The organism is Polaromonas sp. CF318, from assembly GCF_000282655.1.
Taxonomy (GTDB): domain Bacteria; phylum Pseudomonadota; class Gammaproteobacteria; order Burkholderiales; family Burkholderiaceae_C; genus Polaromonas.
Genome location: NZ_AKIV01000043.1, coordinates 34,480 through 54,561, shown reverse-complemented (window position 1 = coordinate 54,561; position 20,082 = coordinate 34,480). Strand labels below are relative to the sequence as shown.

The 20,082-nt window shown below is 64.2% G+C and carries 15 protein-coding genes; 2 read left to right on the top strand and 13 right to left on the bottom strand.

Features of this window, described 5'->3' with window-relative positions:
* Window positions 1–35 precede the first annotated feature (35 nt).
* From typA to PMI15_RS06400, 10 genes are all read right to left on the bottom strand, one after another.
* A complete protein-coding gene (typA, locus tag PMI15_RS06445) occupies window positions 36–1,862 on the bottom strand; it encodes a translational GTPase TypA (RefSeq protein WP_007865418.1) in 1,827 nt (608 codons plus the stop codon).
* A 56-nt stretch (window positions 1,863–1,918) separates the two neighbouring features.
* Window positions 1,919–2,959: a tRNA pseudouridine(55) synthase TruB gene (gene truB / locus PMI15_RS06440; protein WP_036837756.1), complete on the bottom strand. Its 1,041-nt coding sequence runs from the start codon at window positions 2,957–2,959 to the stop codon at window positions 1,919–1,921.
* Window positions 2,960–3,049: 90 nt separating this feature from the next.
* Window positions 3,050–3,418 carry a 30S ribosome-binding factor RbfA gene (gene rbfA, locus PMI15_RS06435; protein WP_007865402.1) on the bottom strand — a complete coding sequence of 123 codons (369 nt, stop codon included), beginning with the start codon at window positions 3,416–3,418 and terminating at the stop codon, window positions 3,050–3,052.
* Between the two features lie 69 nt (window positions 3,419–3,487).
* The gene (gene infB, locus PMI15_RS06430; protein WP_007865398.1) at window positions 3,488–6,388 is read right to left on the bottom strand and encodes a translation initiation factor IF-2; all 2,901 of its coding nucleotides are present in this window, start codon (window positions 6,386–6,388) and stop codon (window positions 3,488–3,490) included.
* Window positions 6,389–6,416: 28 nt separating this feature from the next.
* Window positions 6,417–7,943 carry a transcription termination factor NusA gene (gene nusA / locus PMI15_RS06425; RefSeq protein WP_007865395.1) on the bottom strand — a complete coding sequence of 509 codons (1,527 nt, stop codon included), beginning with the start codon at window positions 7,941–7,943 and terminating at the stop codon, window positions 6,417–6,419.
* A 33-nt stretch (window positions 7,944–7,976) separates the two neighbouring features.
* Window positions 7,977–8,564, bottom strand: a complete 588-nt coding sequence (gene rimP / locus PMI15_RS06420) for a ribosome maturation factor RimP (protein WP_007865392.1) — start codon at window positions 8,562–8,564, stop codon at window positions 7,977–7,979.
* A 371-nt stretch (window positions 8,565–8,935) separates the two neighbouring features.
* Window positions 8,936–10,576, bottom strand: coding sequence for an ABC transporter ATP-binding protein (locus PMI15_RS06415; RefSeq protein WP_007865389.1), 1,641 nt, complete (start codon window positions 10,574–10,576; stop codon window positions 8,936–8,938).
* Window positions 10,576–11,592 (bottom strand): ABC transporter permease, encoded by a 1,017-nt coding sequence (locus tag PMI15_RS06410; protein WP_238541085.1) that lies wholly within the window; start codon window positions 11,590–11,592, stop codon window positions 10,576–10,578. The genes PMI15_RS06415 and PMI15_RS06410 overlap by 1 nt, the downstream gene beginning before the upstream one ends.
* 46 nt (window positions 11,593–11,638) lie before the next feature.
* Window positions 11,639–12,664 carry a microcin C ABC transporter permease YejB gene (locus PMI15_RS06405; protein ID WP_007865371.1) on the bottom strand — a complete coding sequence of 342 codons (1,026 nt, stop codon included), beginning with the start codon at window positions 12,662–12,664 and terminating at the stop codon, window positions 11,639–11,641.
* 4 nt (window positions 12,665–12,668) lie between these two features.
* A complete protein-coding gene (locus tag PMI15_RS06400) occupies window positions 12,669–14,486 on the bottom strand; it encodes an extracellular solute-binding protein (RefSeq protein ID WP_007865366.1) in 1,818 nt (605 codons plus the stop codon).
* A gap of 96 nt (window positions 14,487–14,582) precedes the next feature.
* Between PMI15_RS06400 and fabI the strand changes: the two genes are divergently transcribed.
* Window positions 14,583–15,392, top strand: coding sequence for an enoyl-ACP reductase FabI (gene fabI / locus PMI15_RS06395; protein WP_007865360.1), 810 nt, complete (start codon window positions 14,583–14,585; stop codon window positions 15,390–15,392).
* 14 nt (window positions 15,393–15,406) lie between these two features.
* On the opposite strand, the gene PMI15_RS06390 is transcribed toward fabI, so the two are convergent.
* Window positions 15,407–16,147, bottom strand: a complete 741-nt coding sequence (locus tag PMI15_RS06390) for a GNAT family N-acetyltransferase (protein ID WP_007865357.1) — start codon at window positions 16,145–16,147, stop codon at window positions 15,407–15,409.
* Window positions 16,144–16,491, bottom strand: a complete 348-nt coding sequence (locus tag PMI15_RS06385; RefSeq protein ID WP_007865354.1) for a GFA family protein — start codon at window positions 16,489–16,491, stop codon at window positions 16,144–16,146. Before PMI15_RS06385 ends, PMI15_RS06390 begins: the two co-directional genes overlap by 4 nt.
* Before the next feature lie 142 nt (window positions 16,492–16,633).
* On the opposite strand from PMI15_RS06385, the gene PMI15_RS06380 reads away from it, so the two are divergent.
* Window positions 16,634–17,575, top strand: a complete 942-nt coding sequence (locus tag PMI15_RS06380; RefSeq protein WP_157214551.1) for a DNA ligase — start codon at window positions 16,634–16,636, stop codon at window positions 17,573–17,575.
* Window positions 17,576–17,620: 45 nt separating this feature from the next.
* Here the strand turns inward: PMI15_RS06380 and PMI15_RS06375 are convergent, their stop codons facing one another.
* Window positions 17,621–19,909 (bottom strand): arginine/lysine/ornithine decarboxylase, encoded by a 2,289-nt coding sequence (locus PMI15_RS06375; RefSeq protein ID WP_007865348.1) that lies wholly within the window; start codon window positions 19,907–19,909, stop codon window positions 17,621–17,623.
* Between the last annotated feature and the right edge of the window lie 173 nt (window positions 19,910–20,082).

The following is a 20,082-nucleotide window of genomic DNA, read 5'->3' as shown; positions in this document are numbered from 1 at the left end:
GAGCGAACGTGGAGGCTCTGCTCACCGTGGGGGCATCAAGACCTGCCGGCGCGCTTGCGGTCGCTTTCTTTCAGGTGGCGCTTGCGCAGGCGGATGGACTTGGGCGTGATTTCAACCAGCTCGTCGTCCTCGATGAATTCCACGCCGTATTCCAGCGTGCATTCAATCGGCGGCGTGATCTTGATCGCGTCTTCCTTGCCGCTGACGCGGAAGTTGGTCAGCTGCTTGGTGCGCGTGGCGTTGACCACCAGGTCGTTGTCGCGGCTGTGGATGCCGACGATCATGCCTTCGTACACCGGGTCGTTGGCGCGCACGAACATGCGGCCGCGGTCGTCCAGCTTGCCCAGGGCGTAGGTGAAGATTTCACCGTCGTCCATGGAAATCAGCACGCCGTTCTTGCGGCCGCCGATGTCGCCCTTGTGCGGCTCGTAGCTGTCGAAGATGTTGGAGATCAGGCCCGAGCCGCGCGTCAGGTTCAGGAACTCGTTGGTGAAACCGATCAGGCCGCGTGCCGGGATGCGGTACTCGAGGCGCACACGGCCGCGGCCGTCCGGTTCCATGTTCACCAGTTCGCCCTTGCGCTCGCCCAGGGCCTGCATCACGCCGCCCTGGTGCTGGTCTTCGATGTCGGCGGTGACCAGCTCGATAGGCTCGTGTTTCTCGCCGTTGACGTCCTTGAACACCACGCGCGGCTTGGAGACGGCCAGTTCATAGCCCTCGCGGCGCATGTTTTCCAGCAGGATGGTCAGGTGCAGCTCGCCGCGGCCCATGACTTCAAAAATGCCTTCTTCGTCGGTTTCCTTGACGCGCAGGGCCACGTTGTGTTGCAGCTCTTTCTGCAGGCGGTCCCAGATCTGGCGGCTGGTGACGTACTTCCCTTCGCGGCCGGCCAGCGGGCTGGTGTTGACGCAGAAGTTCATGGTCAGGGTCGGTTCGTCGACCTTGAGCATGGGCAGCGGCGCGGGGTTGACCGGGTCGGTGATGGTCACGCCGATGCCGATGTCGGCAATACCGTTGATCAGCACGATCTCGCCGGGGCCGGCTTCGGTGGCCTGCACGCGCTCCAGGCCCTGGAAGGTCAGGACCTGGTTGATGCGGCCCTTGATGGCCTTGCCGTCCGGGCCTTCCGTGACGACCACGTCCATCATGGGCTTGATGGTGCCCTGGCTGATGCGGCCCACGCCGATGCGGCCGACGAAGGTCGAGAAGTCGAGCGCGGAAATCTGCAGCTGCAGCGGCGCCGCCGGGTCGCCCTTCTGTGACGGCACGTGCTTGAGGATGGTGTTGAACAGGGCCGACATGTCGGGGCCCCACTGCTCGTTGGGAGGGCCTTCCTCGAGCGAGGACCAGCCGTTGATGCCGGAGGCGTAAACCACGGGGAAGTCCAGTTGCTCGTCGGTCGCGCCCAGCTTGTCGAACAGGTCGAAGGCGGCGTTGACCACCTTGTCGGGGTTGGCGCCCGGCTTGTCGACCTTGTTGACCACGACGATGGGCTTCAAGCCCAGGGCCAGCGCCTTCTTGGTCACGAAGCGCGTCTGCGGCATGGGGCCTTCCTGCGCGTCGATCAGCAGCACCACGCCGTCGACCATGGACAGCGCGCGCTCGACTTCACCGCCGAAGTCGGCGTGGCCCGGAGTGTCGACGATGTTGATGTGCGTGCCTTCCCAGGTCACGGCGCAGTTCTTGGCCAGGATGGTGATACCGCGTTCTTTTTCGATGGCATTGTTGTCCATCACGGTGTCGACCACTTTTTCGTGTTCGGCGAAGGTGCCGGACTGGCGCAGCAACTGGTCGACCATGGTGGTTTTGCCATGGTCAACGTGGGCGATGATGGCGATATTGCGGATCTGTTTGTGGCTCATGGTTGGCTTTCTGGGAACTTTAAAACGTCAAAAACTGGCAAAAACTGTCAAAACTTTTAATGGTGAACAAGGGCCGCCGCACTCGCGGGTGCGGCATGGCCGGAACTCTGTGCGGCTGCCAGGATGTCCTGGATCTCGATCGGGCTCAGCAGGCGCTGCGGAATCAACTCGTCCGCCGTGATGTGGGCCGAGCCCAGAAAGGCCGGGGCGTCGCCGCCCTGCCCCGCCGCGGGACCGTAGACCTGCACCAGCGGCGCGTCGGCACCCCATTGGCCAGGCTCGCCCCGGCGGCGCAGCCCGCTTAAAAACCGCCCCGCATTGTCGGCGTCCAATGTGACAGACGGATACGCTGAGACCAGGGACTGGGCCGGCAGCAGGCAGGCTTCGCGCTCGGGCTCGGTCATGGCTTCCAGCGCCGGCAGGCTCACGCACTGCTGCGTGGTGTAGCCGCCGGTCTCCAGCCGCCGGAGCGAGCCCAGGTGGGCACCGCAGCCTATGGCCTCGCCGATGTCTTCGCCCAGCGTGCGGATGTAAGTGCCCTTGCTGCAGGTCACGGTGATTTTGATGGCGGCCGGCGCGCGTTCGTCGTGGACCTGCGCCATTTCCAGTTTGAAAATGGTGATGTGGCGGGCTTCGCGCTCGACTTCCTGGCCCTTGCGGGCGTACTCATAGAGGGCCTTGCCGTCTTTCTTGAGCGCCGAATACATGGGCGGCACCTGCGCCAGAGGGCCGGTGAAGCGCGCCGTCAGGCCTTGCAGCAGGGCCGGCGTGATCTCGGGCACGGGCCGGGTTTCGATGACCTCGCCTTCGGCGTCGGCCGTACTGGTTTTTTTGCCCAGCAGCAGGACGGCCTCGTAGGTCTTGTCGGCATCGAGCTGGATCTGGCTGAACTTGGTGGCCGCGCCAAAGCACAGCGGCAGCACGCCGGTGGCCAGCGGATCCAGCGTGCCGGTGTGGCCGGCCTTGTCCGCGCGCAGCAGCCATTTGGCCTTCTGCAAGGCCTGGTTGCTCGACAGGCCCAGCGGCTTGTCGAGCAGCAGCACGCCGTGCACGGGACGTCGCTGGATTTTCTGGCGATGAGAAGAAGTTTGCGTCATAAGTTCCGACAGGCTCGGCGCACGGGACAAGCCCGGCGCTTCGTTGGCGCCGTTGTCCCTGAACCTGTCATCAAGGGGAACGGCGCGAACTCAGTCGTCGTGCGCGCGGGAAGAGACCGCCTTGGCAATCAAGGCGTTCATGTCGGCCGCACGCTCGGTGGTGCGGTCGAAGTGGAAATGCAGGGTCGGCACCGTGTGCGTCATCAGGCGCTTGAACAGGCCGTTGCGCAGGAAGCCGGCGGCCTGGTTGAGCGCTTCCTCGCACTCCTTCGGGTCGCCGACGAGCACGCTGAAGAACACCTTGGCGTGCGCGTAGTCGGCCGTCACCTCGACGGCCTGGATGGTCACCATCCCGACCCGCGGGTCCTTCAGCTCGCGCGCGATCAGCTCCGTCAGGTCGCGCTGGATCTGATCGGCGACACGAAAGCCGCGGTTGGGGGTGGATGACTTTTTACGCATGGAGTGAATGGAGCGGAATCTTGTCTTGTCTGGAAAGCCCGCCGCGGGAATGCGGCAGGCCGGTCCGTTTTACAAGGTACGCGCCACTTCCTTGATTTCGAAGAACTCGAGGATGTCGCCTTCTTGAATATCGTTGTAGTTCTTGATATTCAAGCCGCACTCGAAACCTTCCTTGACTTCCCGCACATCGTCCTTGAAGCGCTTGAGCGAGTCGAGTTCACCCGTGAAGATGACCACGTTGTCGCGCAGCAGACGCAGGCGTGCGGTGCGGCGAACCACACCGGCGGTGACCATACAGCCGGCGATGGAGCCGATCTTGCTGACCTTGAACACCTGGCGAATCTCGGCATTGCCGATGACTTCTTCCTTCTTGTCGGGCGTGAGCATGCCGGACATGGCGGCCTTGAGTTCGTCCACAGCGTCATAAATGATGTTGTAGTAACGAATGTCGATGCCGTTGTTCTCGGCCTGCTTGCGCGCCTGGGCGTCCGCGCGGGTATTGAACCCGATCAGCACGGCCTTGGAGGCGATCGCCAGGTTGACGTCGGACTCGGAAATGCCGCCGACGCCGGAGTACACCAGTTGCACCTTGACCTCGTCGGTCGAGAGCTTGAGCAGCGACTGGGCCAACGCTTCCTGCGAGCCCTGCACGTCGGCCTTGATGATGATGGGCAGCATCTTGACCTCGCCCGCCGAGATGTCGGAGAACATGTTCTCCAGCTTGGCAGCCTGCTGTTTGGCCAGCTTGGTATTGCGGAACTTGCCGGCGCGGTAGGTGGCGATTTCACGGGCGCGGCGCTCGTCGGTCATCACCATGAACTCGTCGCCCGCCTGTGGCACGTCGGTCAGGCCCTGGATTTCCACGGGAATCGAGGGGCCCGCCGATTTGATGGGCTTGCCGTTTTCGTCCAGCATGGCGCGCACGCGGCCGTAGGTCGATCCGGCCAGCACCACGTCGCCGGCTTTGAGCGTGCCGGACTGGATCAGCACGGTCGCGACCGGGCCGCGGCCCTTGTCGAGCTGGGCTTCAATGACCAGGCCCTTGGCCAGGGCGTCGACCGGCGCGCGCAGTTCCAGCACCTCGGCCTGCAGCAGCACCTGCTCGAGCAGCTGGTCGATACCGGCGCCCGTGCGGGCGGAAACCGGCACGAAGGGAGAATCGCCGCCGAATTCTTCGGGTACGACTTCCTCGGTGACCAGCTCACCCTTGACGCGATCCAGGTTGGCATCGGGCTTGTCGATCTTGTTGATGGCCACCACGATGGGAACGCCTGCCGCCTTGGCATGCTTGATGGCTTCCTTGGTCTGAGGCATCACGCCGTCATCGGCCGCCACCACCAGAATGACGATGTCGGTGGCCTGGGCGCCGCGGGCGCGCATGGCGGTGAAGGCCTCGTGGCCCGGGGTGTCCAGGAAGGACACCATGCCGCGCGGGGTTTCCACGTGATAGGCGCCTATGTGCTGGGTAATGCCGCCGGCTTCGCCCGCGGCCACTTTGGCACGGCGGATGTAATCGAGCAGCGAGGTCTTGCCGTGGTCGACGTGGCCCATGACGGTGACCACGGGCGCGCGCGGCAGCAGTTCAGCCTGCTGGCCCTGCACGTCGTCGTCGGTGAAGGCTTCCGGATCGTCCAGCGCGGCGGTGACCGCCTTGTGGCCCATTTCTTCCACCACGATCATGGCGGTGTCCTGGTCCAGCGGCTGGTTGATGGTGACCATCTGGCCGAGCTTCATCAGGTGCTTGATCACCTCGGAGGACTTGACGCTCATCTTGTGGGCCAGTTCGGCCACGGTGATGGTCTCAGGCACATGCACCTCGATGACCTTGAACTCGGTCGGTGCCACAAAGGTGGACTCGGGGCGTGCTTCGCGGTCATTGCTGCGGCGGCCGCGCGGGCCGCTGCGGAAATTGCCGCGTCCGGGCACGACGGGCGCGCCACGGCTCGGGATGCCCTTCTTCTTTGCGGCGTCGTCCTTCCAGGTCGAGGACAGGTTCTCCGACTTGACCTCCTTCTTGCCGGCGGCGCCCGGGGCACCGGCAGCTGCGGGAGCGCCCGGCTTGGGCGCGGCGCCCGGCGCACCGGCCGGCTTGTGCAGCGTGCCCTTGATGGCGGCCTTGGGGTCGACGTGCGGCACCAGCACGCGCTTGGGCGCGGACATCATGGCGCGAATGCCCGCGGCTTCGGCCTCGGCCTTGCGGCGGCGTTCCTGCAGCTCCTGCGCCTTGGCGGCGTCGGCCTGGAATTCAGCGGTGGCCTTGGCCTTGGCGGCGGCGGCGGCGGCAGCGGCATCAGCGGATTTCGTGGCCTGTTCGGCGGCGGCGGTTTCAGCAGCCTTGGAGGCGGCGGCCGTCGGCGCGGCGGCTTCCTTGGCCTTGCCGGCGGCGGGCTTGGCCTTCTTGGCGTCGGCGGCGGCGGCAGCAGCGGCGGCGGCCTGGGCAGTCTGCTCGGCGGCCAGGCGCTCCTGTTCGCGCGCGGCGTCCTTCGCATCCTGCTCTTCACGCAGGCGGCGTTTTTCGGCGAGCTCCTGCTCCTGGCGGCGCAACAGTTCGGCGTGGCGGCGGGCTTCTTCCTCGCGGCGGATCAACTCGGCGTCATCGACGACGGGCGCCGGCGGCGGTGCGGCCACTTCGGGCTGCACTTCTTCGGCGGGCTGGTCAGAGCCTTCGTCGCGTTTGATGAAGGTGCGCTTTTTGCGGACTTCCACCTGGATGGTGCGGGCCTTGCCGGTGGCGTCGGCCTGCTTGATTTCGCTAGTGGATTTTTTCACCAGCGTGATTTTTTTGCGCTCGGCCGTGACGGTGCCATGGCTGGCCTGCAAATAGCCCAGGAGCTTTTGCTTGTCCGCCTCGGACAGGGGGTCGCTGGGCTGCGCCTTGGCGACGCCCGCGCTGGTCAATTGCTCGATCAGCGTGGCGGGGGATTTATTGAGTTCAGCTGCGAATTCAGCGACGGTGGTGGTACTGGACATATGTTTTTTTCCTGCAGGCCTTTCATGATCATTGCTCTTGGGCCGCTGCGGGTGCAGGGGTGTCAGCGGCAGCGGGCTCATCGGTAAACCAATGCGCGCGAGCGGTCATGATCAGGGCTTTGGCCTCGTCCGCAGACTGGCCGGTGATATCGGTGAGTTCGTCCACAGCCAGGTCGGCCAGGTCGTCGCGGGTGGTGATGCCCGCTTCCGTGAGTTTGGCGATCAGCTCTGGCGTGAGGCCTTGGACGTCGCGCAGGTTCTGCGAAACGCCTTCGGCATTTTCTTCCTTGGCGATTTCCATCGTCAGCAGCGCGTCTTTGGCGCGCGTGCGCAGCTCATTGACGGTGTCTTCGTCAAAGGATTCGATCTCCAGCATTTCCTGCAGCGGCACATAAGCCACTTCTTCGAGGCTGGTGAAGCCTTCGGAGATCAGGATGTCGGCGATTTCCTCGTCCACGTCGAGCTTTTCCATGAAGAGCTTGCGGCTGGTGTCGGTTTCGCTGGCCTGCTTCTGGGCGGACTCGTCGGCCGTCATGATGTTGATCTTCCAGCCGGTCAGCTCGGCGGCAAGGCGCACGTTCTGGCCGCCGCGGCCGATGGAGATGGCCAGGTTTTCCTCGTCGACGACGACGTCCATGGCATGGCGTTCTTCGTCGACCACGATGGACGACACATTGGCCGGGGCCAGCGCGCCGATGACGAACTGGGCCGGGTCTTCGCTCCAGAGCACGATGTCGACGCGTTCGCCGGCGAGCTCGTTGGTCACGCCGTTGACGCGGGTGCCGCGCACGCCGACGCAGGTGCCTATGGGGTCGACGCGCTTGTCGTGCGAGAGCACGGCGATCTTGGCGCGCGAGCCGGGGTCACGGGCGCAGGACTTGATCTCCAGCAGGCCCTGCTCGATCTCAGGCACTTCCTGGCGGAACAGCTCGATCATGTACTCGGGCGCGGTGCGCGAGAGGATGATGGGCGCGCCGCGCAGGGTGGTGTCGACTTCCATGATCATGGCGCGGACGCGGTCGCCGGAGCGCAGGTTTTCCTTGGGGATCATGTCCCCACGGCGCAGGCGGCCCTCGACGCGGCCGGACTCGACGATGATGTCGCCCTTGTCCATGCGCTTGACGGTACCGACAAAAATCTTGTCGCCGCGCGACATGAAGTCGTTAAGCAGCATTTCGCGCTCGGCGTCGCGGATTTTCTGCAGGATGACCTGTTTGGCCGCTTGCGCGCCGATACGGCCTATGGGCAGGCTTTCAACCGGCTTCTCGATGTAGTCGCCCTCTTCGATGTCGGGGATTTCGTCGCGCGCATCGCTCACCAGTTCTTCGGCTTCGGGGTTTTGCAGGCCGGCTTCGTCCGGCACCACCAGCCAGCGGCGGAAGGTTTCGTAGTTGCCGCTGTCACGGTCGATCACCACGCGGATGTCCACTTCGCCTTCGTACACTTTTTTGGTGGCCGAGGCGAGCGCGAGCTCAACAGCGCCGAACACGACGTCGCGCTCCACATTTTTTTCACGCGAGATGGCGTCAACCAACATCAACAGTTCGCGATTCATTTCACAAGCCTGCCTTTCTTCATTTCTTGAAATTTAATTCTCTGTGGAGGAGGCGGCACCGGGGGCCGGCCTGGGTTTGCGGCCCTTGAAGTCCACCACGGGCGCAAGCCGCGCCTGGTGAAGCTCGTCGAGCGTGAAACCCAGCGCCTGCAGCGGCGCGGGAATCCTCTTCTTGCTAATCTTCTGGCCGGGTTTGGCGGGAGGCTCGTCACTCCAGACGACCTGCCAGCCGGCCTCGGCACGCTCCAGCGTGCCGCGGAATTTCTTGCGGCTGGCCGTCACCGTCGAGCCGGCGCTGGCCGCCACGCCAATAGGCGCCTTCAGCGTGATGTCGACCAACTCGCCGGCAAAACGCTCAAAATCCTTTTCGCTGCGCAAAAGCCTGTCGATGCCGGGGGAGCTGACCTCCAGCCGGGCGTACTCGACGCCCTCGACTTCCAGCACAAACTGCAGCTGGCGGGTGACTTTTTCGCAGTCTTCGGCATTGATGAACTGCTCGGCGCCCTGGACGTAAGGCATGTCGATCGTGACACGCAGCAAACCGCCGCCGGTGCGCTCGATCTCGACCAGTTCGTAGCCCAGCCCCGTCACAGTTTGCTCAATCGTCTCTTGCAATGCCATTCAGTCTCTAAAACCCGCTCTATTAGTTCAATAGTTCAAAAACAAACGCCCAAAAAAAATGGGCGGTGAAAACCCGCCCATTTGGTCGTGAAGCTCTTATTGTAACGCGCTGCGCCCCTCGATGCAAACAATTTCCGTGCCTGAAACGAGAGTCGCCGCTAAAAACTCCGGCGGGAGCAGCCCGCCCTAACCCTTTTTGTCAAGCCATCACACCGTCATTCATTGATCGCCAGCTTGTGGCGGGACCGGTAGCAACAAAGATGGGCGCCGCACATTGTTTTTCAACGACGCCCACAGGTCAACATCAAAATCTCCAATGAAATCATAGGGATTTTTTGATAATTTGAAGTAAGACTTGAAGACTGACGGTCTTATGCGGCCGTCACAAGTACACGCGTATAGGGATGACGCGGCGAATCCAGCACCTCGCTGAGCGAGCCGGATTCCAGCACATCGCCGTCCTTCATCACCATGACCTCATGCGCCATGGCGCGTATCACGTCCACGTCGTGCGTGATCAGCAAATAGCTGAGGCTGCGCTCGCGCTGGAGTTTTTGCAGCAGGCCCAGCACCTGCTTCTGGATGGTCACGTCCAGTGCGCTGGTCGGTTCGTCCAGCACCAGCAGGCTGGGGTTGATGATGAGCGCCCGGGCAATCGCCAGGCGCTGGCGCTGTCCGCCCGAAAACTCGTGCGGGTAACGCTGCAGCAGGCCCGGAAACTGGGCTTCGGTCATGCCGACATCGGCCAGCGCCTGTATGGCCCGCTCGCGCCGGACGGAAGGCGCCAGATCGGGCTCGTGCACACGCAGGCCCTCCTCCACGATGGCTTCGACGCTCATGCGCGGCGACAGCGAGGAAAACGGATCCTGGAACACCACCTGGACCGCGCGGCGCATGGTTTTGTCACGCGCGGCCTCGCGGCCCCATACCTGGCCGGCCGCCTGCAACTGCCCTGAGAAGGGCAGCAGCCCCAAGCTGGCCAGCGCCAGGGTGGACTTGCCGGAGCCCGACTCGCCAATCACGCCCAAGGTTCTGCCGGCCGGAATCTGGAAGCTGGCTTCTTTCACCGCCACAAACTCACCGCGTCGGAACCAACCTCGTATGCCGGGAAGCGGCACCGGATAGCTCACGCGCAGCCCTTGGGCCTTCATCGTGATGGCGGCATCCGCCGCGGCACTGGCCGCCGCCAGCCCGTCGCGCCGCGGCTTGCTGTCGATCAGCTTGCGGGTATAGGGGTGCTGCGGCCGGGCGAAGACCTCGGCCACGACACCCTGCTCCACGATGCGGCCGTTTTCCATCACCGCGACCCGGTCGGCGAACCTGCGCACCAGATTGAGGTCGTGGGTGATCAGCAGCACGGCCATGCCGTTGCGCTGCTGCAGATCGCCCAGCAGGTCCAGGATCTGGCCGCGCAGGGTGACGTCCAGCGCCGTGGTGGGCTCGTCGGCCAGCAGCAGCCCGGGTTGGCAGGCGAGCGCCATGGCGATCATGGCCCGCTGCCGCTGCCCGCCCGAGAGCTGGTGCGGAAAAGCCATGGCGCGGCGCGCGGGCTCGGGAATGCCGGTGTCGGCCAGCAGCTGGATGGCGCCTTGCATGGCTTCGGCGCGGGACAGGCTTTTGTGGAGTTCCAGCACTTCGGCAATCTGGTCGCCCACGCTGTAGAGCGGGTTGAGCGCCGTCATGGGCTCCTGGAAGATCATGGCGATGTCGCGGCCGCGAATCCCACGCAGGGAGGACTCCGGCAGGGACAGCAAATCGACGGGAGCCTTGGGCGGCGCCCCGCTGGCCGTGCGTTCGGCCGCATCCACACCGGCGAAAACGGCTTTCCCGCTCACCGCGGCATTCTGCGCCAGCCTCAACAGGCTGAGCGCGGTCACGGTCTTGCCCGAGCCGGACTCGCCCACCAGCGCCAGCTTTTCGCCGGGGGCGATGGAGAAATCAATGCCATGGACCACGGATTTGCCCGCAAACGAGATCCGCAGGTTCTGGACGTCAAGCAGCGGCGCGCCCATCAGTCGGCCTTCCTGGGGTCCATGGCGTCGCGCAAAGCATCGCCCATGAAGGTGAGCAGCAGCAATGTCATGACCAGCACCAAGAAGGTGGACAGTGAAATCCACCAGGCGTCTATGTTGTTCTTGCCCTGCGACAGCAGTTCGCCGAGCGAAGGCGTACCGGGCGGCACACCCAGGCCCAGGAAGTCCAGCGAGGTCAACGCCAGGATGGAACCGCTCATGCGAAACGGCAGGAAGGTCACGACTGGCGTCATGCTGTTGGGCAGGATGTGCCGCCACATGATCTGCAAATTGCTGACGCCCAGGGCCCTGGCCGCCCGCACATAGTCCATCTGGCGGTTGCGCAGGAACTCCGCGCGCACGTAATCGGCCAGACCCATCCAGCCGAACACCGACAACAGGATTAGCAGCAGCGCGATGCTGGGCGCGAAAATGGCACTGAAGATGATGAGCAAATAAAGTTCGGGCATCGCAGTCCAGATCTCGATCAGGCGCTGCATCACCAGGTCGGTTTTACCCGCGAAATACCCTTGTACCGCACCCGCCAGGATGCCCAACGCCGTGCCGATCACGGTCAGCGCCAGACCGAAAAGGACACTGACGCGAAATCCGTAGATCAGTTGCGCCAGCAGGTCGCGCCCCCGGTCGTCGGTGCCGAACCAGTTGTCGCGCGTGGGCGCGGCCGGACTGGGGGACTTGGCGAAGTAGTTCAGGGTTTTGGGGCCGTAAGGATTGGGTGCATATATCGCCCAGTTGGCGCCGGCAGTGATGCGGTCGCGGATGAAAGGGTCCAGGTAGTCCGCGGGCGTGGGGAAATCGCCACCGAAGGTCTGCTCGGAGTAATCCTTGACGATGGGGAAATAAAGGGTGCCCTCGTAGCGCACGACCAGCGGACGGTCGTTGGAGATGACTTCGGCGAACAGGCTGAGCACCACCATCACACAGAAGATCACCAAGCTCCAGAAACCCAGCGGATTGCGGCGAAATCGCCGCCAGGCGCGGCGGGCGGGGCTGATGTGGAGCGCCGACGCGGCGTCGGCCGCCGGCGCAGGGGCGCCATTGCTAGTCGAATTTGACACGTGGATCCACCAGTACGTAAGAGAGGTCGCTGACCAGTTTGGTTAAAAGCCCGATCAATGTGAACAGGTAGAGCGTTCCGAGCACCACGGGATAGTCGCGCCGGATCACGCTCTCGTAGCTGAGCAGGCCCAGGCCGTCCAGGGAGAACAGCGTCTCGATCAGCAGCGACCCCGTGAAGAACGCGCCGATGAACGCGCCCGGAAAACCGGTGATGATGGGAATCAGCGCATTGCGGAACACGTGTTTCCAGAGCACACGGTTTTCGGCCAGACCCTTGGCGCGCGCGGTCAGCACATATTGCTTGCGAATCTCTTCCAGGAACGAGTTCTTGGTCAGCATGGCCGTCACCGCGAAGCTGCCGAATACCATGGCGGTCACCGGCAGGGTGATGTGCCAGAGGTAGTCCACGATCTTCGCGCCCACGCTCAGTTCGTCCCAGTTCGGCGAGGTCAGCCCGCGCAAGGGAAACCACTGCAGCTGGCCGCCAAAGATCACAAGCAACACAACGCCCAGCACAAAACCCGGAATGGCATAGCCCACCAGGATCAGCAAGGTGGTGATCAGGTCGAACTTGCTCCCCGCCCTGACTGCCTTGGCCACGCCCAAGGGCACGGCGACGCCGTAACTGATGAAAAAAGTCCACAGCCCCAGGCTGATGGACACCGGCAGCTTCTCCAGGATCAGCGTCCACACGTCCTTGTTCTGGAAAAAGCTCTTGCCCAGGTCGAAGCGCGCGAACTGGCCCAGCATCTGCACCAGCCGCTCATGGGCCGGCTTGTCGAAACCGTATAAGGCCTTGATCGCCTCCAGGCGCTTGGGGTCCACGCCCTGGTTGCCCCGGTAGCTGGAGCCGCCCGACTCCACACCGCCGAAGCCGCCTTTGGCGTCCGACAAGTATTGCTCCACCGGCCCGCCGGGCACGAACTGGATCACGGCAAAGGTGATCAGCAGCACGCCCAGCAAGGTGGGAATCATCAGCAGCAGGCGTTTGAGGGCGTAGGCGAACATCTGGCTACTTTCCTTGGGGCACGGGTTTGGCCCACCAGGCCAGCATGACCCAGTCTTCCGCCCCGGCATAAGGCGGCATCGGCGGTTTGAAGCCCAGCCGCCAGGCGTTGTAGGCGACGCGGTGCGAGGTCAGCGTCCACTGGGGGATCAGGTAGTGGCTGTGCATGATCACGCGGTCCAGCGCCCGGCAGGCCGGGATCAGCTCAGCCTTGGTCCTGGCGCCGACCGCCGCGGTGACCAGCGCGTCCACGGCCGGGCTCTTGACGCCAAAGTAATTGCCCGAGCTTTCGGTGTCGGCCGCCTTGCTGCCGAAAATGTCGCTCAGTTGCTGGCCCGGGTCGTGCGTGCCCGGGAAGTTGATGGTCGTGATGTCGAACTCGAATTTGTCCAGTCGCTGCTGGTAGAGCGCAAAGTCCACCGGCGAGAAGCGCAGCGTGATACCCAGCTTTTCCAGGTTGCGCATCCAGGGCGCGATCGTGCGCACGCCCGTGTCGCGGCTGTCCAGATAGTCGAGCACCATGGCGTCGCCCTTGGCGTTGCGCAGCGCGCCGTCGCGGTAGGTCCAGCCGGCATCCTTGAGCAGGGCCTGCGCCTTGCGCAGGTTGTTGCGCAGCGACTGGCCTTCACCGGTCGTCCTGGGCGGCTGGTACATGGGCCCGAAGACCGCGGCGGGCACCTTGGCGCGCAAGGGCTCCAGCAGGGCCAGTTCCTCCGGAGACGGCTGGCCGGTTGCGGCGCAGTCCGTGTTGCCGAACAGATCCATCACGCGCGGATAGCCGTTGTAGAACATCTGCCGGTTCATCCACTCATAGTCCAGCGCCAGGCCGAGAGCCTCGCGTACACGCGGGTCGGACAGCATGGGCTTGCGGCTGTTGAGCACATAGCTCTGGAACCCGGCCGGCTGGCGGTGCGGGAAATCCTGCTTGACCAGCTCACCCGAATCAAAGCGCTTGCCCGTCACGCGGCGCGCCCAGTCGCCGGCCGAGTAGAAGCTCATCATGTCGAACTCGGCCGCCTTCAGGGCCTCCAGCCGCGCCGTGTTGTCCTTGTAGATCTTCACGGTGATGCGATCGAAGTTATAGCCGCCGCGCCGCACGTTCAAATCACGGGCCCAGTAGTCGGGGTCGCGCACATAAGTGATGTCCTTGCCGAAACGCACCGGGCCGATCTTGTAGGGCCCGCTGCCTATGGGTATGTCCATCACAACTTCGTCGAAGCGCTTGGGCTTGCCGCCCACCATGCCCCAGACACGGCTGAACACCGGCAGGCCACCCACGGTCAGGGGCAATTCGCGGTTGGGCTTCTTGAACCGGAAACGCACGGTGCGCGCGTCGATCACGTCGCAGCCCGCCACATCCTCCAACGCGGTCTTGTAGCCGGGTGAGGTGTAGGGGCCCATCAGCGTGTCGTAGCTATGCTTGACGTCCGCGGCCTCCACCGGCATCCCATTGTGGAACTTCGCCTGCGGGCGCAGGCGGAACACCACGCTCAGCCGGTCGGGTGCCACCTGCACGTCCTCTGCCAGCAGGCCATAGCCCGCGGCGGTTTCGTCCATGGAGCCGGCCAGCAGCGAATCGAACATCAGTACCGACAGATAGGCGGGTGCCGAGCCCTTGATCGTGAAAGGGTTGTATTTGTCGAAGGTCGAATAACGCAGGTTGCTGACCAGTCGCAGCTCGCCGCCTTTGGGCGCCACGGGATTGACGTAGTCGAAATGGGTAAAACCCGCGGGGTACTTGAGATCGCCCCAGAGCGCGTAACCGTGCGCGGCCCATGACGGCGCAGAAACTACCAGCAGGAGCCAGACCAGCAAACTTCGCATGCGACAATTCTGCCCTACTTAGGTCGGCAAATTTCCGGCGCGCGAATCTCGCGCCCCTTGCCGGCATATCTTCCGCACATTTACTGGAGCACCTGCATGGCGACACACACCGGATTCCTCACTGGCAAAAAACTGTTGATCACGGGCGTGCTGTCCAACCGCTCCATCGCCTACGGCATCGCCAAGGCCTGCCACGCCCAGGGCGCCGAACTGGCCTTCAGCTACGTCGGGGAGCGTTTCAAGGACCGCATCACGGAATTCGCCGCCGATTTCGATTCGAAACTGATTTTTGACTGCGACGTGGGCGACGACGCGCAGATTGCCAAGCTGTTTTCCGACCTGTCCCAGACATGGCCGACGTTTGACGGCTTTGTGCACAGCATAGGCTATGCGCCGCGCGAGGCGATTGCCGGCGACTTCCTCGACGGCCTGTCGCGCGAGGGCTTCAAGATCGCCCACGACATCAGCGCCTACAGCTTTCCGGCCATGGCCAAGGCGGCCCTGCCCTACCTGAACCCGAAATCGGCGCTGCTCACGCTGACCTACCTGGGCGCAGTGCGCACCGTGCCCAACTACAACACCATGGGCCTGGCCAAGGCCAGCCTGGAAGCCTCGGTACGCTACCTGGCCGAATCGCTGGGCCCCAAGGGCATGCGCGTTAACGGCATCAGCGCCGGCCCCATCAAGACCCTGGCCGCCAGCGGCATCAAGGGCTTCGGCAAGATTCTGAGCGTGGTCGCCGAAGCCTCCCCGATTCGCCGCAACGTGACGATCGAGGACGTGGGCAATGTGGCGGCTTTCCTGCTGAGCGACCTGGCCGGCGGCGTGAGCGCCGAGATCACTTATGTCGACGGCGGTTTCAGCCACGTCGTGGGCGGCATCGCCGAGCCGGCCGAAGCGGCCTGAGCCTGGGCAGCCACCTACGGTTGCCGCCAGTAGTCGTAACTCCAGACGGTCTCAAAACCCGCGCGCCGGTACAGCGCCAGCGCCGGGGCATTGACGTCTTCCACCTGCAAAAAAGCCCGCGCGATGCCGCGCTGTTCGGCCACGGCGGCGATGCCGGCCAGCACGCGCCCGGCCAGTCCCCTGCCCCTGCAGGCCTGGTCGGTGCGCATGCCGTGCACGCTGGACCAGCCATGGCTGAAGGCGCCGGCGCCCGCCGCCACGGTTTTGCCGTTTTCGCGCACGCTGGCATAGACCGAACCGCGGGCGCGGCTCAAGGCCTTGACGCGGCTCGCGCCGTCTACCGGGTCAAAACCTTCGGCCAGGAACAGCGCGGCCCAGGCCGCATCGGGCACATCGGCGGTTTCGGCCGGCGCTGCCGCACTGGCCGCGCGCATGGCCTGCACCGGCGCCACCTGAACCAGCACCGGCTTTCCCGATTGGTAGCCGCGCCGCGCCAGTTCCTGCCGCAGGCCGTCGAAGCAGCCCTCATTGGCCAGACGGAACACCGTGCGCAGGCCGCGCGCCCGGTAGCGCGCTTCTATCTGCTCGACCATGCCCACGCCCGCCGGCACATGGCGCAGCGGCACGGCGCTGTGGGCCCGGCTGACCGTGCCACCGTCAAAAGGCAGCAGCCAGCCCTGGAATTCCTCGACGGCTTCGGGAGACACCGCGGCCAGGGTGGCCCGCTCTATGGATTCGATATCGCTGGGGGTCATGCAGCCCGCCCGTTGAAATGCTGGACGGGGATGGCGGCGAGGTCCAGATCCTGCACGCAGCGCAGGTTGATGGCGGCCATGCGCTTGCCGTCCGGGCCCGTGCCTTCGCCATAGGGGTGGATGCCGCAGGTGGGGCAAAACCGGTGCTGGATGAGGTGCTTGTTGAACAGATAGGTACTGGCGTTCTCGTCGGGCGTGAGCAGGCGCAACTGCTCGCGCGGAACAAACCAGAGCAGCGAGCCCTTGCGCGAGCACATGGAGCAGTTGCAGGCCAGCGCGCTGGCGGGCTCGCCCTCGACCTCAAAGGCAATCCTTCCGCAGTGGCAGCTTCCTTGGTGGGTCATGTTTTTGCATCCTTTTTTCTCAATGATTTGCGGGGGAACCAGGCGCATGTGGCGCGCCCTCGACAGTTTCCTGGAGCAACGCTTGCCGCGCCCGGCACGGGACTATAGACTGTACATTCATACAGCCAAAAGTCAAAGAAACATGGCACCGCACCCAGCACAAACACCCACCTCCCACATTTCAACCTCCACGGCGGTTTTTCGCCTTAAAGCCCTCCAGTTGCTGCTGGTCGTCGCAGGCCTGCTCACGCCCACCCTGTCCGGCCCGGCCTTTGCCGCCGCGACTGCTCCCGAGGCGCCGCAGCTCATGCTGGCCAAAGCCTACCGCCCGGGCATCCCCCTGGCCGACTACTGGGTCAGCGAAAAATACGACGGCATACGCGGCTACTGGGACGGCGAAAAGCTGCTGACGCGCAACGGGGAACGCATCGCGGCGCCGGCCTGGTTCACGGCGGGCTGGCCCAAGGTGCCGCTGGACGGCGAATTGTGGGCGGGCCACGGGCAGTTCGCCCGCGCGATGTCCACGGTGCGCCAGCAAAGCCCCGATCCGGCGGCCTGGCGGGCCATGCGCTTCATGGTGTTCGACCTGCCCACGCAGGGCGGCCGCTTCAACGAGCGCATCCCGGCCCTGAACGGCGTGGTGAGCCGCATCGACCAGCCCTGGGTACAGGCCGTGGCCCAATCCAAGGTCGCCAGCCATGCGGCCCTGCAGGCTTTGTTGGCCACCACCGTCAAGCACGGCGGCGAAGGCCTGATGCTGCACCGCGGGGCCTCGCTTTACAGGGGCCAGCGCAGCGACGACCTGCTCAAGGCCAAGCCGCACGAAGACGACGAAGCCCGCGTGGTGGCGCACATTCCAGGCCAGGGCAAATATGCGGGCATGGTGGGCGCGCTGCTGGTGGAGATGCCGGCCGCCGACGGCAAGCCCGGCCGTCGCTTCAAGCTGGGCAGCGGCCTGAGCGACGAGCTGCGCCAGAACCCGCCGCCCGTGGGCAGCACCGTGAGCTACCGTTTCCGCGGCCTGAACGACAGCGGCATTCCGCGCTTTGCCAGTTTCATGCGGGTGCGGGACGCCGCCGTTTAAGGCAGCCGGGGCAGGCGTCGTCCGCGCGCCCGGGCCGGCTTGGGCCTACTTCTTGACGCAGTCGGCGTAATAACGGGTCTTGCCCTTGGCATCAACCTCTTCCACCAGGCCGTGGATGTCGGTCTCGAAACCCGGGCACTGCGCGTTGAATTCGCGCGAGAACTTCAGGTAGTCCACGATGCGCTTGTTGAACACCTCACCCGGAATCAAGAGCGGGATACCTGGCGGGTAAGGCGTCACCAGGCCCACGGTGATGCGGCCTTCCAGCTGGTCGATCTCGACGCGCTCCGTCGTACGGTGGGCGATGTGGGCATAGGCGTCGCTGGGCTTCATGGCGGGTGCCAGGTCACTCAGGTAGACCTCGGTCGTCAGCCGCGCGATGTCGTACTTGGCGTACAAGGTGTGGATGTGCTGGCACAGGTCGGCCAGGCCCATGCGCTCGTACTTGGGGTACTTCTGGCAGAACTCGGGCAGGATGCGCCACATCGGCTGGTTCTTGTCGTAGTCGTCCTTGAACTGCTGCAGCGCCGTCAGCAGCGTGTTCCAGCGGCCCTTGGTGATGCCGATGGTGAACATGATGAAGAAGCTGTAGAGGCCGGTTTTTTCGACGATCACGCCGTGTTCGGCCAGGAACTTGGTCACGATGCTGGCCGGGATGCCGGTTTTGGCGAACTTGCCGTTCAGGTCCAGGCCGGGCGTGACGATGGTGGACTTGATCGGGTCCAGCATGTTGAAGCCGGTGGCCATCTGGCCGAAGCCGTGCCAGTTGTTGGCGCCGTTTTTCGCCATCTTGGCGCTGCGGGATTCGCCCTTGATGATCCAGTCCTGGGCCTCGCCTATGCCCTCTTCGACCAGCTTGTCCGGCCCCCAGACCTTGAACCACCAGTCGTCGCCGTACTCTTCGTCGATCTTGCGCATGGCGCGGCGAAAGTCCAGTGATTCGGCGATGCTCTCCTCGACCAGCGCGGTGCCGCCGGGTGGCTCCATCATGGCCGCGGCCACATCGCAGCTGGCGATGATGCTGTACTGCGGCGAGGTGGAGGTGTGCATCAGGTAGGCCTCATTGAAGAGGTGCCTGTCGAGCTTCACGTCCTGCGAGTCCTGCACCAGCACGTGGCTGGCCTGGCTGATGCCGGCGAGCAGCTTGTGGATGGACTGCGTGGCGTACACCACGGCATTTTTCGGCCGGACGCGGTTTTTGCCCATGGCGTGGTAAGCGCCGTAGAAGGGGTGGAAGGCGGCGTGCGGCAGCCAGGCTTCGTCAAAGTGCAGGTTGTCGATGTAGCCGTCCAGCATGCCCTTGATGGTTTCGGTGTTGTAGAGCACGCCGTCATAGGTCGACTGCGTCAGCGTCAGCACACGCGGCCTGACCTTGCTGCTGTCCACGCCCTTGAGCAACGGGTTGGCGTCTATCTTGGCGCGGATGGCGTCCGGCTCGAATTCGCTCTGCGGAATCGGGCCGATGATGCCGAAATGGTTGCGCGTCGGCTTCAGGAACACCGGGATTGCCCCGGTCATGATGATGGAGTGCAGGATGGACTTGTGGCAGTTGCGGTCGACCACCACCACGTCGCCGGGCGCCACCGTGTGGTGCCAGACCATCTTGTTGCTGGTGGAAGTGCCGTTGGTCACGAAGAAGCAGTGGTCGGCGTTGAAAATGCGCGCCGCATTGCGCTCGCTGGCGCCTATCGCGCCGTCGTGGTCCAGCAACTGGCCGAGTTCCTCCACCGCGTTGCAGACGTCGGCGCGCAGCATGTTCTCGCCGAAAAACTGGTGGAACATCTGCCCGACCGGGCTTTTGAGAAAAGCCACGCCGCCGGAATGGCCGGGACAGTGCCAGGAATAGGAGCCGTCCTCGGCGTAGTCCAGCAAAGCCTTGAAAAACGGCGGCTGCACGCCTTCCAGGTAGCTCTTGGCCTCGCGCAGGATGTGGCGCGCGACGAACTCGGGCGTGTCCTCGAACATGTGGATGAAGCCGTGCAGCTCGCGCAGGATGTCGTTGGGGATGTGGCGCGAGGTCTTGGTCTCGCCATAGACGTAAATCGGCACGTCCAGGTTCTTGCGGCGCACCTCCTCGATGAAGGTGCGCAGGTTCAGCACGGCGGGATCGAGGTCGGGGCCCGGTGAGAACTCCTCATCGTCGATCGACAGGATAAAGGCGCTGGCCCGGCTTTGCTGCTGGGCGAACTGCGAGAGGTCGCCGTAACTGGTGACGCCCAGCACCTCGAAGCCTTCGCTCTCGATGGCCTGCGCCAGCGCGCGAATACCCAGGCCGGAGGTGTTTTCGGAACGGAAATCTTCGTCAATGATGACGATGGGAAAGCGGAATTTCATGGCGGGGAGAGCAGTTCAAGGGCGCCCTGAACCTGTCGGAGGGCATGGGGAACGCTCAAAAGGCATAGACAGGTTGAGCCCGAGCGGCGGGAGTGAAGCTTTTTCCAAGCAGCGAAGTGTAAGGACATATTGTTGCGCTACGCTTGTCTTGGGGTCTAATTGCCCCAAAATGT